Consider the following 14,598-nt stretch of genomic DNA (forward strand, 5'->3'; position numbering starts at 1 on the left):
TGCTGAAGAACAACACCAACGCCTGATCCAGGCGAACGGGGCCCCGGGCTTTTGCCCGGGGCCTTTCTTTTCAAAAGACGCCCGCGCGTTTCCTTTTCGAAACGCGCGGGCGTTTTTTGTTCATTCCTTCTGGGGCCACAGCTTCCAGGCGATGGGCATCAGGGCGAAGCTCAGCGCCGCGCCGGCCGCCACGTCCCACACCGAGTGCTGCTGCAGCACCAGGGTGGCCCAGCACATCGCCAGGCATTCCGCCACCATCAGCGCCTTCACCCACCGGCGGCGGGCGAACAGCCGGCTGCGCACGGTCACGATGCCCACCGCCACCGTGCTGGAAATGTGGATGGAGGGGCAGACGTTGGTGGGGGTGTCGACGGTGCGCAGCAGCTCCACCGCCTTGCAGAGCAGGTTGTCCCGGGGGATGGGCTGCCGCAGATCGAGGCCGGTGGGCAGCGCCACATAAAGGGCCAGGCAGATGGTCATGCCCACGAACATGATGAAGCACAGCCGCAGGTAATCGCCCTTGTCCTTCAAAAGAAAGAACACCGGCCCGCCCACCAGCAGCAGGTACCAGCTGCAATAGGGGATGATGCCCCATTCGCAGAAGGGGATGAGGTCGTCCAGCCGGCTGTGGATGATGAAGCGGGGCTCGGTGATGCGTTCCAGCGCGAAAAAGCTGAGCAGATAAAAGGCAAAATAGCCCACGGCGATCCAGGTCTCGGGGTGGCGGCGCAGAAAAGCCGCCACCCCGTTTTTGGTTTGGTTCATTGGTCTTCCTCCGTTTGGGCGCCGGGGGCAAAGCGCAGCCCCCGCACCCGCAGATAATAGTTCAGCGCCCGGCGCACCGCCGCCTCCGGCAGCTGGAAATACTCCGCCAGCTGCCAGGGCTCGGTGTAGCCTGCGCTCATGGCGCGCTGCAGCTCCTCAAAGGGCAGGTACCGCTGGATGGCCCAGCGGTTCGCCTTGTATTCGTGGCGGCACACCAGGTCGTAGGGGCTGCTCACCCGATGGGTGCAGCCGGTGGCGCAGTGGCCCAGTTCGTGGGCCAGGGCCGCCTTGAACTCCTGCAGGCTGCCCAGGCGGTCAAAGTCCACAAAGATGCCGTAGCGGCCGGCTGTTTCGATGGTGGCCGCGCCGGCAAAGCCAATGTTGTAGGGGTAGATGCGCGCGTCCAGATCCTGGGCGTCGCGGTAGAGTGCGGAAAGTTCCATTGTCTGCTTCACGCTCCGTGGCGGTAAGGTCAGCGGCCTTCCTTTTCCTGCTGCTGGCGGAAAAAGCGGGCCATCTCCAACAGTTTTTGCTTGTTCTCTTCAGTGAGGGTCTGGGTCTCGCTGTACAGCGCGTAGGTGAAATCGTCCAGCCCCAGCCCTTCGGCGCTGGGAGGCTCCACGCCCAGCAGCTTGTCCACGCTCACGCCGAAATAGGCGGCCACCTTGGTCAGCGTGTCCCCGCCGGGGGCCGCGCCGGTCTTCTTCCACTTGGTGACCGTGGCGTTGCTCAGGCCGATCTCGGCGGCGGCGCGGCTCAGGCTGACGCCCCGCTGTTCACACAAGGCTTTGTAGATGTCATAAAACACAAAAATCACACCCTTCTTTTGTGCAAACCGCCAAAATCTAAAATTGGTTAGAAAAAGTACTTGACAATCTAACTTAGGTGAGATAATATAAGGGCAAAGCCTAACCAAAGTTAGCAAATCGGCGGATGTAGACGATGGAACGATTACATTCTACCGCAAATGCTAACCAAAGTCAATTATCAAAGAAGGGAGGTCGGAAGGCTCTGCCATATCAAGGATACCAGAACAACAGTCCTATAAAAAGGATGAATGATCCGCCCTGGGGCGTGTGCCCGGCCTGCGGGCGGGCGCTGGGGCCCTATGACCGGGTGGTCTGGGCGGCAAAGGGCTGGCGGCGGGGCGCTTTTGTGGGGTGCGAAGGCTGCTTTGCGCCGCGAAAAGGGCGGGAAGTGCTGGCATACGAGGTGTGGGAGGCGCCGGAGGTGTGGTTTTTAAACGATTGATGCGGGCGGTGCGCGCCCTGTTCGGCCGCGCAGCGCAAAAGAAAAAGACGCAGGCGGACCCCTGCCGGGGATGCCGCTGGCGAAAGGCAGGGGAAACATGCGTGCTGCCCAGCTGTTTCCGGCAGAAGGAGGAAGGGGAATGGAAGAAAAGAAACGCACGGTGAAGCGCCGGGCAAGAAAAGCGGAGGAGCACACCGCCCGGTCCATCTGCCGGGAGCTGCTGGCCCGCAGGCTGCCCGCCGGCGCGGCGGACTTCGGGGTGCTGCAATCGGTGGCCCAGGAGCTGGGGCAGGAGCAGGGCGGCCAGCCGGACCTTTACCAGCTGATGATGCTGGTGCAGCTGCAGAAGGCCATGAACGGCGACACCCGGGCCGCCACCTTCGTGCGGGACTGCGCGGGGGACAAGCCGGAGGCGGAGGGCCCGGGGACGGCGGGCCTTTCCGACGGGGACCGGGCGCTGCTGCAAAAGCTGATGCGCCGTCTGGAGCAGGCCGATGCCGCGCGGGAAGGCTGACAGCGCCGCCCGGCTGGCGGCGCTGCGCCGGGCGGAGCGGGATTACTGCCGCAAAGACCCGGTGTATTTTGTGGAGAACTACTGCCACATCGAGGACAAGGACGCCCCCGACCTCATCGCCCCCTTCCTCCTCTGGCCGGGGCAGAAAAAGGCGCTGAAGGCTTTCGCGGACCACCGCCTGTGCGCGGTGCTGAAGGCGCGGCAGCTGGGTTTCACCTGGCTGGCGCTGGCGGAGGCGGCGCGGCTTCTGGTGCTGTGGCCGGGGCGCACGGTGGTGGGCCTCTCCCGCTCGGAGGAGGAGGCAAAGGAACTGGTGCGGCGGCTGGGGGTGATGCTGCGGTACATGCCGGAGTTCGCCCAGCCTGTGGCCGGCGCGCCCCCCGGCTGGCAGGGGGCGGCGTTCGAGGTTACCGCCCTGCGCGTCACCCTGCGCTTTCCCGGTGCGCCGCCCGGAGTGTTCCAGGCGTTCCCCTCCGGGCCCAGCGTGGGGCGCAGCTTCACCGCCGATCTCATCATCATCGACGAGTGGGCCTTCCAGCAGTTCGCCCGGGAAATATGGGCCTCGGCCTTCCCGGTGGTGAACCGCCCGGAGGGCGGCCGGGTGATCGGCCTTTCCACCATCAAGCGGGGCACGCTGTTCGAAGAAATTTTCACCGGGCGGGGCAACGGCTTTTACAAGCTGTTCCTGCCCTGGTCGGCGGACCCGAGGCGAAACAAAGCCTGGTACAAACGCACCCTGGCGGCGCTGGGGCGGGACCGCACCCTGCAGGAGTACCCCGCCAGCGTGGAGGAGGCCCTCACCGTGCCGGGCGGGGCCTTCTTCCCGGAGGTGAGCGAGGCTTCCCACAAGGCGGGCCCCCCGGCGCAGAACGCCCGCCGCTATGTGGCCATCGACTACGGCCTGGACATGCTCAGCGCCCACTGGATTGCGGTGGACGAGGCGGGCAGGGCGGTGGTCTACCGGGAGTTCGACGCGCCGGACCTGACCATCGGCCAGGCGGCGCGGGCGGTGCTGGAGCGCTGTGAGGGGGAGGACATCGAACTGGTGCTGGCCCCGCCGGACCTGTGGAACCGCAGCCAGGAGAGCGGGCGCAGCCGCGCCCAGCTGTTCAGCGAGGCGGGCCTTGTGCTCACCCGCAGCAGCCGGGATTTCGCCGCCGGGTGCGCCGCCATGAAGGAGTGGCTGGCCCCGGGGCCGGAAGGCGCGCCCGCCATGACCCTGGGGGATGTGCCGAACCTGTGGCGCTGCCTTGCGCGCATCCAGAAGGACGAGCACAACCCCGACGTTTATGCAAAGACGCCCCATGACCTGACCCATGACGTGGACAGCCTGCGCTATTTCTGCGTGTGGTGGAAAAACCCCGCCGCCCCAGGTGCAAAGGCGGCGCGGGCGGTGTGGGAGCCGGACCTCTATGAGGACTACGAGAACGCCGACGAGGAGGGCAGGGCATACCTTCTGCGGCGCTACGGCGACCCGTGGGGCTGAAAACAGGAAAGGAGGTGATGTGGATGCGCTGCCCCCAGTGCGGCATCGAAATGACGGTGCAGAGCCGCACCGCAGGCCCTCAGGGCGCGGTGCTGCGGCTGGCCTGCCGCAACCGCCGCTGCCCCGCCGCCGGGCGGGTGATGGCGGAAAAACAGGCAGGTGAAGCCAAGCGAAAGGAGGTGAAACAATGAAGCTGGAGATCAACAACAAGGGCGGTCAGATGGTGAAGGCCCCCAAGGTCTGCCCCGGCAAAAAGCCGGTGAAGGCCAAGGGCGGCGACCTGCGCGCCGGCGCGCAGGCCAAGGGCAAGCAGTGATGCAGGCGAAGAGGGAAAGGAGGAAAGCCCATGGAGAGCGAAGAGCGCGCCCTGCCGGAACAGGAAACGCCCGACGCACAGGAGGAAAGCGCCGCGACCGACGCCGCCCCGGCAGAACTGCCCCCGGCAAAGAGCGGGGAAGACGAAGGCCCTTTGGCGGCGCAGACGCTGCCGGGCACGCCGCTGGCCCAGTTTGCCCTGGAGCAGGAGCTGGCCCGGGGCCGGCGGCTGCTGGACGAGCAGCTGCGCATCATCCAGGCGGTGGACCCGGCGGTGAAGGGCCTGGCGGACCTGCGCGCCCAGCCGGAGTTCGGCCGCTTTGACCAGCTGGTGAAGAGCGGCATGGCCATCAGCGACGCCTACAAGCTGGCCTGCTTTGACCGGCTGGGCCGCCAGCAGGCGGCCGCGGCCCGGCAGGCGGCCATCAACGACGTGCGGGCCAAGGAGCATCTGGCCCCGGTGGGCGGCGGCCAGGCGGCGGAGGACGGCCTCACCGACGAGATCATCCGCAACTACCGCCAGTACAACCCGCGGTGGACCCGCGCCCAGATCGCGGCCTTCCACCGCAGCTACAAGCAAGGAGTGTGAGAGCATGTTTCGTATCTACAAGCGGGCCATCGGCGACGTGGAGCCCTTTGAGTATCTGCCCGGCGCGGAGGGGCTGACCCTTGGCAGCGCCGCCAAGGTGGCTTCCGGCCAGCTGGCCAAGTGCGGCGCGGCGGAAAAGCCCGCCTACATCGTGGCGGGCGTCAAGCGGGAGGACGGCGATTACCCGGTCATCCGCGCGCTGCCCACCACCATCTTTGAGACCGAAGCCTCCGGTGCGGTGGCCGCCGACAAGGTGGGCACCACCCTGCAGCTGAACGAGACCGCCGACGGCGTGACCACCACCGCGAACGGCCCCTTCACCGTGACCTGGGCCGACGGCAGCGCCCTGGTGCGGGGTTACTTCGAGCCCGCGGCAGCCTCTGTGTAAGGAAAGGAGAGGGAGAGTATGAGCATCATCTTCAGCCAGGGGTCCGGCGTTGCCGACTCGGTGTTCGGCAAGAGCCAGGCCCCCATCAAGGCCATGATCGAGAGCGGCGTGGAGGCCTTCCAGCAGTTCAGCGCCGTGGACAAGGTGTTCAGCATGGACACCACCAAGAACTACGCCGAGAAGTACACCAGCGAGACGAGCCTGGGCGACTTCGCCGACGTGGGCGAGAACGGCGCCTACCCCAAGATCAGCATGCGGGAGGGCTACTCCAAGGTCATCGAGCCCACCACCTGGAAGTCCAGCTTTGAGGTCACCCAGGAGATGGTGGAGGACGCGAAGATCGGCAAGGTGCGCCGCCGCGCCAACATCTTCACCACCAGCTACAACCGCACCCGCGAGAAGTTCGCCGCCAGCCTGGTGTCCGGCGGTCTGGAGAACTCCGTGAAGTTCGGCGGCAAGACCTATTCCACCACCAGCGCCGACGGTGTGTCCCTGTTCAACACCGCCCATCCCAGCATCACCAAAAAGGGCATGACCCAGTCCAACCGCTTCAAGGGCGCCTTTTCCACCGAGATGCTGGACGCGGTGCAGGAGAAGATGCAGGCTTTCACCGACGACGACGGCAACCTGTTGAACGTGGCCCCCGACACCATCATCATCCCCAACGTGGGCAGCCTCAAGCGCGCGGTGCTGGCGGTAGTGGGCAGCGATCTTGACCCCAACACCTCCAGCAACGCCCTCAACTTCCAGTGTGGCCTGTGGAACGTCATCGTCTGGCCGTACCTGCCCACCGCCATCGGCGGCAAGCCCTACTTCCTGCTGATGGACAGCCAGTTCAAGGACAACTATGAGTGCCTGCCCTGGCTGGACCGCGTGCCCCTGAGCGTGCGCAGCGACATCGACATGAACACCGACGCCAATGTCATCAAGGGCCGCGCCCGCTTCGGCGCGGGCTTCAACAACTGGCGCTGCATCGCCATCTGCGGCGAGGGTGTGGAGGGCACGGAACTCTCCGCCTGAAACCGCTTTTCCCACGGTGCGGCGGGGCGCAAAGCGCCCCGCCGCCTGGCACGGAGGTGAAACATGAAGGAAAAAGGACAGGAAAGAAGGCGCCGCGCCTTCTGGCAGGCCCGGCTGGACGACGCCCGCCGCCAGTACGCGGAAAAGCGCGCGCGGATGGACCGCCGGGAAGACTGCTACAAAGGCACCCGGCAGATCCCGGCGGCGGGAGGCGGCGTGGCCAAGGCGGCGGGCAACGTGCGCAACATCATCTATGAGCTCATCGAGAGCCAGGTGGACGCCAGCATTCCCCAGCCCCGGGTCACCGCGGTGCACCCGGAGGATCGGCAGCTGGCCAAAAAAGCCGAGGCCATGCTGCTGGCCCAGATCCGCCAGCACAACTTCAAGGAACTGAACGACGAGCAGGAGCGCACCGTGCCCATCCAGGGCGGGGCCTTCTGGCACGTGGAATGGGACCCGGAAGGGGGCTTCCACTGCCAGATGGGCGACCTCTCGGTGGAACTGCGCCACCCGAAACAGGTCATTCCCCAGCCGGGAGTGTATGACCTGGAAAAGATGGACTACCTCTTCGTGCTGGTGAGCCAGAGCCGCCGCGCGCTGGAAAAGCGCTACGGCGTTCAGCTGCCGGAGGAGGGGGAGAGCGACGCAGCCGCACGCACTTCGGCGGAGGACGGCGCCGTGGAGGGCCTTGTGACCCAGAACATCGCCTATTACCGCAACGGCGCGGGGGGCGTGGGATGCTTCAGCTGGGTGGGGGATGTGACCCTGGAGGACATGGAGGACTACCAGGCCCGCCGCCTGTGGGTGTGCGCCGGGTGCGGCGCGCCGGTGGAACCGCCCCGGGGCGGAAAGGCCGCCCGCTGCCCGGCGTGCGGGGCGAAAAGCGCCCGCTGCGAGCCGGTGCTCAGGCAGGCCCTGCCCCATGACGTGAGCCTGCCCGGCGGCGAGGTGCTGGCAGCGGTGAGCGAGGGCCCGGCGCGTCCGGTGGTGAACCCGGACGGCACTTTGCAGCGGGACGAAGCCACCGGCGAGGTCATCCTGATGCCGGGCGAGGTGCGGCCCACGGTGGTGCCCGCCTACCGCCCCCGGCGCTATCCGCTGGTGCTGCGGCGCAACGTGCGCCTGTTCGGCCAGCTGCTGGGGGCCAGCGACGTGGACGCGGTGGAGGACCAGCAGGTGGCCATCAACAAATACGGCACCAAAATTCAGGAAAAGCTGCTCAAGGGCGGCAGCTACGTCACCCTGCCCCAGGGGGTGAACATCGAGACCACCGACCGGGAGCTGAAGATCATCCGGCTGAAAAACCCGGCGGACAAGGCCCTCATCAGCGTGCTGAACATCCAGCCGGACACCAGCCGCGACCAGCAGATGCTGGAGGTGAACTACAGCTGGGCCAAGAGCACCCTGGGCATCACCGACGCCTTCCAGGGCAAATACGACTCTTCGGCCACCAGCGGCGTGGCAAAGCAGTTCTCCGCCAACCAGTCGGCGGGGCGGCTGCAGTCCAAGCGGGAGATGAAAAACCAGGCCTACGCCCGGCTCTACAAGCTGATGTTCCAGTTCATGCTGGCCTACGCCGACGAGCCCTATCCCATGACCCTGCGCGGGCCGGACGGCACGGTGGAATACGCCCATTTTGACCGCTACGAGTTTTTGAAGCGGGACGCGGCGGGCCAGCTTTACTGGAACGACGAGTTTCTTTTTGATGTGGACCCGGCCTCCAACCTGGCCTCCAACCGGGAGACACTCTGGTCCATGATCGACCAGAAGTATCAGGCGGGAGCCTTCGGGCCGCTGGGCAAGACGGCCAGCCTCTACCGGCTGTGGAGCCTGCTGGCCGAGACCGGCTATCCCCATGCCGAGGCCATGAAGGCCAGCGTGGGCCAGCAGATGGAACAGGAGCAGGGCGGGCAGAACGCCCTGCCCGGGGAAGGAGGGAGCACGCCGTGACCTGGAAGGAAGTGAAGCTGGCCACGCTGCAGAAGATGTTCAGCGCCGAGGGCCTTTCCATCAACGAGGCGGACGACAGCGTCAGCGAATACATCAACGCCATGCCCCAAGCGGCCAACGAGGGGCTGCAGCTTTTGTGCACCGCGGGCAAGTATCTGCGCCGGTGCCTGGAACTTGAGCCGGGCGCGGTGGGGGCGACCCGCACCGTGGACCTGAAGGCGGCCGCGCCCGACCTTTACCGCATCGAGCAGCTGGAGATCTACGCCTTCGACGAGACGGGCGCGCCGGTGCCGGTGCGGGGGGCGAAGCTGGTGGCCGGGCGGTATCTGGTGCTGACAAACCAGCCGGGCGGAAAGCTGGCCCTCTATTACAACGCCTGGCCCCAGCCGGTGACCCACGCCACGGCGGACGATGAGGAGCTGCCCCTGGACCCGGAGGTGGCGGTGCTGCTGCCCCTCTACATGGCCAGCCAGCTCTACAAGGACGACGACGTCACCCTGGCCACCATGTACCGCAACGAATTCGAGGTGGCCTTCAGCCTGCTCCAGCGGGCGGACAGCGGCGAGGTGGGGGGCGAATTCACCTGCGCCACGGGGTGGTGGTGAGATGGCCCGGTTTGCAGTGCCCGCCCAGCCGTCCCGCAGCGTTTTGTGCGTGGACCGGCTGTTGGGCGTGGACATGACCAACGACCCCGGCAACGTGGCCAAGGAGCAGAGCCCCTGCGGCGACAACATGATCCGGGATGTGCCCGGCAAGGTGCGCAAGTGCATGGGCTATCAGCGCATCGCCACTCTGTCAGGCGCGGTGCACGGCTGCCACTTTTTCAAGGATGAGGCGCTGGTGCACGCGGGCGAGGCGCTGTTCCGCATCGCCCGCGACTGGCAGGGTGAGCCCGAGCAGGTGTACGAGGGCATGGCGGATTCCGCCAGCCGCAGCTGGCTGTTGGACGGGCGGCTGTTCATCGCCGACGGCAAGGCATTGCTGGTGTACGATGGCGAGACGGTGCAGCCCGCCGCCGCGATGGCCAAGGTGCCGCTGTTCACCATCGCCCGGCCCCCGGCGGGGGGCGGCGTGCAGTACGAGCCGCTGAATCTTTTGCAGCCCAAATTCACCGAGCGCTTTGCCGGCACCGAGGCGGATACCGTCTATTGCATGAGCTTTTCGGGCCTGGATGAGACGCCGGTGACCGTGCGCCTGTTGGAAAAGACCGGCGAGTGGCAGGAGCTGACCGAAGGCGAGGACTTCACGGTGGACCGGGAGACGGGGCAGGTGACCTTTGAGACGGCCCCCGGCAAAAGCCCGGTCACCGGCGAGGACAACGTGGAGATCACCGCCGCCCGCACGGTGACGGGCTATGCCGACCGCATCAACAAGTGCGACGTGGGCGCGCTGTTCGGCGTGGGCGGCGCGGCGGACCGGCTGTTTTTGTCCGGCAACCCGGATCTTCCCAACTACGACTGGTTCAGCGGCCAGAACGACGGCACCTACTGGCCGGACACCGGTTACTCGGTGCTGGGCGGCGGCGCGGGGGCGGTGATGGGCTACTCGGTCATCGAGAACTATCTGGCCGCCCACAAGGACGCGGGCGAGACCGAGCGCAACGTCATCCTGCGCCGGGGCGACCTGGTGGACGACGAGCCCGCCTTTCCCATCGTGAACACGCTGCAGGGGCCCGGCGCGGTGGCCAAGGGCAGCTTTGCCTATCTTGCCTCGGAGCCGGTGTTCCTCACGGCGCTGGGCGTCTACGCCGTCACCCCCAGCGACATCAGCGGCGAGCGCTACAGCCAGAACCGCAGCTACTATCTAAACGGCGCCCTCACAAAAGAAACAGGGCTTGCGGCGGCTTCGGCAGCGGTGCACCGGGATCTTTACTGGCTGTGCCTTAACGGCAAAGCCTACATCCTGGACGGCATGCAGGACCTGGGGGTACGCAGCGGCGAGCCCTACAGCACCCGCCAGTACGCCTGCTTTTACCGCACCGGCATTTCCGCTTCGAGCATCTGGACCGACGGAGACCAGCTGTTCTTCGGTGACGAAAAAGGCGGGGTGTTCCGGTTCTATTCCGACCCCACCCTGCCCGAGAGCTACAACGACGACGGCACGGCCATCCATGCCGTGTGGGAGACGCCGGACCTGGGCGGCAAGCTGTTCTACAAAAACAAAAGCTTCTGCCGCTTTGCGGTGCAGCTCACCCCGGCGGCGGCCACCAGCGTGGCGGTGTGGGCGCAGAAACGGGGCGGCTGGCGCCTGGTGCGCAAAGAGGAGCGCAAGGCGCGGTATCTCAGCTACCGGCGCTGGTGCTATTCCAAGTTCACCTACTCCAACGACAGCACCACCAAGACCCTGCACGGCAAGCTGCGCATCAAGCGGGTGGACAAGGCGCGATTCCGCTTTGAGAACGACGAGCTCAACGAGCCCTTCGGCCTGATGGCCTGGGCGCTGGAATTCACCGAGAACGGAAACTACAAAGGATGACAGGAAAGGAGCAATGCAATGGCATTTGAGCGCATCACCGACGGCGACCTGCTGGGAAAAGGCAACCTTGGCCGTCCGGATACGCCCGGCGTGGACACCGCCGAGATGCAGCGCATCCTGGATGAGCTGCCGAGGGACGTGATCGTGCCGGCCTTCAACCGGCTGTCGGAACAGCTGGAAGCCCAGAGCGCCGCGGCAGGCCTTGGGGCCGCCGTGCCTGCGGGCCTGCCGGAGGACACGCCCGCCACGGTGCAGGGGACGTTGGAGGCGGCCCTGAACAAAAGCGGCGCGCACGCCGCCCGCATCGACAACCCCCACGCGGTCACCGCCGCCCAGGCCGGGGCCTACACCAAAGAGGAGACCGACGCGGCCATCGCCCAGCGGGTGGTGGAGATCGGCGCCGGCGACATGGCCCAGGCGGTGTATGACCCCACCGGGCAGAAAAAAGATGTGTTTGCCGCCATCGGCCAGGCGGTGGCCGGCGCGGGCCACATGGAAAAAAGTGTCTATGCTGCCAAAGGCGAGGCGGGGGCTGTGGACCGGGCTCTCACCGCGGACGCGGCCCTCACCGCCGCGGCGGCGGACGACGGCGTGAAGGTCTACACCCATTCAAAAAGCGGCGCGGTGCACGAATTCACCGGCAAAGGCGCCAACGGGCGTGCCCTTCTCACCGCCGATGTGGAGGCGGGCGACACCTTCACGGTGAACGGGGAGCCGGCGGAAGCTTACCTCGGCACCGAAGAGGCGGCGCGGGCCATGGCGGGCAGCCCCTGGAACGGCAGGTGGGTCAGCTTTGTGTTCGATGGCGAGACCTTAAATTTTAAGGGCGGGGATGGGCTGACTGCCGCCGACAAGGCAAAGCTCATCCCCGAAAACATCCGGGCAGGAGTGACACTGTTTGATGGAACTGCGAAGGAGGTAACGGGCCAGCTGCATTCCATCGAACAGGAGCCCCAGTTCGCGATCACGATGTATTATGCCAGTCAATGTTGGACGCCGTCCCAGTACAAGAACACGATCACGGAATATGTGACCTATTCCGTTGCGGCGGACAACAACATCACCATTCGCATCGTAAAGGCGTTCAAAGGCATGGCGGTGGTATTCAACAATGTGAGCACCAATATCCCCGCAAATCAGATCAGAACGTTCGAGGCCGGCGAAAGCTACGTGATGAGCCAGTACACCTCGCAGAGGGGCGGTACGCTTGCCATCTGGAAGCTGGATTGAGGAGGGCAAATGGAGAAAGCACTGGATATCTCAAAGCACCAAAACACTTTTTCGCCGTCGGCAGCGCGGGCGGCGGGGATTTCCACGGTCATCCTGCGGGCGGCCTACGGCGGCGCGCGGGACGTGCGGTTCGAGCGGTTTGCCGCCGATTGCCGGGCAGAGGGCCTTCGGGTGGGGGCGTACATCTTTCTGACCCACCACTACTACAATAAAAACAAGGGCAGTGCTGAGACCGCCCGCACCCTTCTGAGCGGGCAGATCGACGCGCTGCTGGAAACGCTGCAAGGGCGGGGCATCACCAGCTGGGTGGCGCTGGATCAGGAACTGGAGGCGGGGCAGACCATGGCCCTGGCCCCGGCACAGAACACCGCGCTGCTCAACGAGGCCGCCGCAAGGATTCGTGCGGCGGGTTATGCCCCCTGCGTTTACTGTTCTGCCAGCTGGGCCAAAAGCCGCCTTGTGACAGATCAGCTGAACTGCCCGGTGTGGCTGGCCTATTATTACGCCGACCCTTACGACCCGGACTTCGACGGCTGCAGGGCCCTTGAGGATGTGAACACTGCCTGGGGCGAGTACACCCGCAGTCTGGGCCGCAAGCTCTGCGGCTGGCAGTTCGGGCGCATCGGCTACGGCGCAAAATACGGCGCGGGCAGCGCCAATGTGGACCGGGACTGGATCTATTTCCAGCCCAGCGAAGAGGAGGAGGAAACGCCTGTGTTTGTGTCGGATACATTGAAGATCGGCCCCGTTTCTGTGGGGGACCGGGCCGCTCTCCGCGCTTTGGCGGAGAGCCTGAACGCGCCTGCGGTGGACGCGGACGACTATCTCATCGTGGGCCCCATGGACTCCGCCAGCCGGGACGCGGTGGCGGGCAGGGCGCTGGCCCTGGGCCTTTTCTGCGAGGACTATGCCGTGCCCTCCGGCCCGGAAGAGGGAACGGGTGGCGCAGAGCAGTCGGAGGTGCTGGCGGCACTGGGGCGCATTGAAAAGAGTCAGGCGGCGCAGACGGAACAGCTGGCCGCCCTGGCGGAAAAACTGCGCGCCGCCGGCGGCGCGCTGGCGGGATGAAAGGAGGAGCATCCATGGACAACAACAATATCTTTGTGGCGGTGAAGGCCGCCATCGTGGGGGTGTTCGGCGCGTTCGGCGCGGCCTTCGGCTGGCTGGGCTGGCTGGTGCTGGCCTGGGTGGCGTGCATGGCGGTGGACTGGCTCAGCGGCTCTTCGGCGGCCATGCAGGCGGGCCGGTGGTCCAGCGCCAGGGCCCGCGGCGGCATCTGGCACAAGGCGGGCATGATCGTGGTGGTCATCGTGGCGGCGCTGGCCGACGCGGTGCTGAGTATGGTGGTGTCCAAAATGCCGGGTCTGCCCATCGATTACACGGTGCTGCTTCTGCCGATGGTGCTGGTGTGGTACATCCTCACCGAGCTGGGCAGCATTCTGGAAAACGCCGCCGCCATGGGCGCGCCGGTGCCCCAGTTTCTGATCCGCATCCTGGCCAGCGCCAAGGACACGGTGGAAGACGCCGCAGGCGAAGCGTGATGAAAAGGAGGAAGTGAAGAATGGCATTTGTGGAAGGCACCGGCGGCCCGGTGAACGGCACCGGCTGGAAGAACCAGAACAAGGGCCAAAGCCAGAGCAGCGCCTCCAAGGGCGGCTCCGGCGGCGCATCCTATGACCTGAGCTGGCTGCAAAGCCTCTATGCCCAGCAGCAGGCGGCGGCCGCCGCGGCGGAACAGGCCAAGCGGGCTGCGGCTCAGCAGGCCTACGAGCGCAGCATGGCGGCGCTGAACGCCGCCTACAACGGCCAGATCCAAGCGCTGAAAAACAACTATAATTCCACCCTGGGCCAGCTGCAAAGCGACTATGAGAACGGGGCCGCAGGGGTGAACTTCAACGCGGACAACGCCCTTCAGCAGGCCTACATCAACCAGATGATGACCCTCAAGAGCCTGCCCCAGCAGCTCTCGGCCCAGGGCATCGGCGGCGGCGCGGCCGAGACCACGCTGGCGGGCGTCTACAACAACTACGGCAACAGCCGCAACGAGATCGACGTGGCCCGCGGCCAGAGCCTGGGCGACTTGCTGGCCCAGCTGAACGCCGGCAGGACCCAGGCCCAGCAGGCCTACAATAGCCAGCTCTCCGACGCGCAGGCCGCCCGCCTCGCCTACGAGATGCAGCTGGAGCAGAATCTGGCCAACGCCATCGCGGACGCCGCCACCGTGAACTACGACCAGCAGTTCCAGATCAGCAGCCAGTATCTGGAGCAGATGTCCAAGCTGCAGAGCGAGATGGCCTCCGCAGCCCAGAAGGCGAGCCAGACCTCCATCAGCGCGTCCAACGCGCAGCAGCCCAAGAGCGTGCAGCAGAAGGAACTGCTGGAGCAGGTGTGGCGCAGCGCCTGGCAGAACGCAAAGAACGCCGGCGCCAGCAGCTCCGACGCCCTGCAGGCCGCCAACGCCGCGGCTGCCCAGTATGTGGTGGAGGGCGTGGGCAGCAAGCTGTTCACCAAGGCCGAAGCCAACAGCTGGCTGGAGCAGATCGCGATGAACCGCACCTGACGGCCGTTTCAAAACACAACGGCAAAGCCGCCCGGGCCATTTGAACAGGTCCAGC

At 65.9% G+C, this 14,598-nt stretch carries 18 protein-coding genes; 15 read left to right on the forward strand and 3 right to left on the reverse strand.

All coding sequences use genetic code 11. The annotated features are described in order from the left end of the window. Positions 1-120: 120 nt before the first annotated feature. From ACH2AT_RS01535 to ACH2AT_RS01545, 3 genes are read right to left on the reverse strand one after another with little or no spacing between them, the layout of a single operon-like run. Positions 121-765, reverse strand: a complete 645-nt coding sequence (locus tag ACH2AT_RS01535; protein WP_394962971.1) for a phosphatase PAP2 family protein — start codon at positions 763-765, stop codon at positions 121-123. Further along, positions 762-1,208 (reverse strand): ImmA/IrrE family metallo-endopeptidase, encoded by a 447-nt coding sequence (locus tag ACH2AT_RS01540; protein ID WP_394962973.1) that lies wholly within the window; start codon positions 1,206-1,208, stop codon positions 762-764. Before ACH2AT_RS01540 ends, ACH2AT_RS01535 begins: the two co-directional genes overlap by 4 nt. A gap of 29 nt (positions 1,209-1,237) precedes the next feature. After that, positions 1,238-1,573, reverse strand: coding sequence for a helix-turn-helix domain-containing protein (locus ACH2AT_RS01545; protein ID WP_394962975.1), 336 nt, complete (start codon positions 1,571-1,573; stop codon positions 1,238-1,240). A gap of 245 nt (positions 1,574-1,818) precedes the next feature. On the opposite strand from ACH2AT_RS01545, the gene ACH2AT_RS01550 reads away from it, so the two are divergent. From ACH2AT_RS01550 to ACH2AT_RS01620, 15 genes are all read left to right on the forward strand, one after another. Continuing rightward, positions 1,819-2,016 (forward strand): hypothetical protein, encoded by a 198-nt coding sequence (locus ACH2AT_RS01550; protein WP_394962976.1) that lies wholly within the window; start codon positions 1,819-1,821, stop codon positions 2,014-2,016. Positions 2,017-2,155: 139 nt separating this feature from the next. Next, positions 2,156-2,530 (forward strand): hypothetical protein, encoded by a 375-nt coding sequence (locus tag ACH2AT_RS01555; RefSeq protein ID WP_394962978.1) that lies wholly within the window; start codon positions 2,156-2,158, stop codon positions 2,528-2,530. Next, positions 2,511-4,016 carry a hypothetical protein gene (locus ACH2AT_RS01560; protein ID WP_394962980.1) on the forward strand — a complete coding sequence of 502 codons (1,506 nt, stop codon included), beginning with the start codon at positions 2,511-2,513 and terminating at the stop codon, positions 4,014-4,016. The genes ACH2AT_RS01555 and ACH2AT_RS01560 overlap by 20 nt, the downstream gene beginning before the upstream one ends. Positions 4,017-4,039: 23 nt before the next feature. Continuing rightward, positions 4,040-4,207, forward strand: a complete 168-nt coding sequence (locus tag ACH2AT_RS01565) for a hypothetical protein (protein ID WP_394962982.1) — start codon at positions 4,040-4,042, stop codon at positions 4,205-4,207. Further along, positions 4,204-4,332, forward strand: coding sequence for a hypothetical protein (locus ACH2AT_RS01570; protein ID WP_394962984.1), 129 nt, complete (start codon positions 4,204-4,206; stop codon positions 4,330-4,332). Before ACH2AT_RS01565 ends, ACH2AT_RS01570 begins: the two co-directional genes overlap by 4 nt. 30 nt (positions 4,333-4,362) lie before the next feature. Next, complete coding sequence (locus ACH2AT_RS01575; protein WP_394962986.1) at positions 4,363-4,920, forward strand: hypothetical protein; 558 nt, start codon at positions 4,363-4,365, stop codon at positions 4,918-4,920. 4 nt (positions 4,921-4,924) lie between these two features. After that, positions 4,925-5,308 carry a hypothetical protein gene (locus ACH2AT_RS01580; protein ID WP_394962988.1) on the forward strand — a complete coding sequence of 128 codons (384 nt, stop codon included), beginning with the start codon at positions 4,925-4,927 and terminating at the stop codon, positions 5,306-5,308. Between the two features lie 18 nt (positions 5,309-5,326). Beyond that, complete coding sequence (locus ACH2AT_RS01585) at positions 5,327-6,328, forward strand: Mu-like prophage major head subunit gpT family protein (protein WP_394962990.1); 1,002 nt, start codon at positions 5,327-5,329, stop codon at positions 6,326-6,328. 63 nt (positions 6,329-6,391) lie between these two features. Next, entirely contained in the window at positions 6,392-8,278 is a 1,887-nt protein-coding gene (locus ACH2AT_RS01590) for a hypothetical protein (protein ID WP_394962992.1), read from the forward strand. Then, complete coding sequence (locus ACH2AT_RS01595) at positions 8,275-8,883, forward strand: hypothetical protein (RefSeq protein WP_394962994.1); 609 nt, start codon at positions 8,275-8,277, stop codon at positions 8,881-8,883. The genes ACH2AT_RS01590 and ACH2AT_RS01595 overlap by 4 nt, the downstream gene beginning before the upstream one ends. 1 nt (position 8,884) lies before the next feature. Next, a complete protein-coding gene (locus ACH2AT_RS01600) occupies positions 8,885-10,753 on the forward strand; it encodes a hypothetical protein (RefSeq protein ID WP_394962996.1) in 1,869 nt (622 codons plus the stop codon). Positions 10,754-10,771: 18 nt separating this feature from the next. Beyond that, positions 10,772-11,983, forward strand: coding sequence for a hypothetical protein (locus tag ACH2AT_RS01605; protein ID WP_394962999.1), 1,212 nt, complete (start codon positions 10,772-10,774; stop codon positions 11,981-11,983). 9 nt (positions 11,984-11,992) lie between these two features. Continuing rightward, on the forward strand, positions 11,993-13,051 hold the full coding sequence (locus tag ACH2AT_RS01610) for a GH25 family lysozyme (RefSeq protein ID WP_394963001.1): 1,059 nt from the start codon (positions 11,993-11,995) through the stop codon (positions 13,049-13,051). A 14-nt stretch (positions 13,052-13,065) separates the two neighbouring features. Next, a complete protein-coding gene (locus ACH2AT_RS01615; protein ID WP_394963003.1) occupies positions 13,066-13,524 on the forward strand; it encodes a holin family protein in 459 nt (152 codons plus the stop codon). 20 nt (positions 13,525-13,544) lie between these two features. Next, the gene (locus ACH2AT_RS01620) at positions 13,545-14,543 is read left to right on the forward strand and encodes a hypothetical protein (protein WP_394963005.1); all 999 of its coding nucleotides are present in this window, start codon (positions 13,545-13,547) and stop codon (positions 14,541-14,543) included. Positions 14,544-14,598 lie beyond the last annotated feature (55 nt).

The organism is Candidatus Allofournierella excrementigallinarum, assembly GCF_944388085.1.
In the GTDB taxonomy this organism is placed as follows: domain Bacteria; phylum Bacillota; class Clostridia; order Oscillospirales; family Ruminococcaceae; genus Allofournierella_A; species Allofournierella_A excrementigallinarum.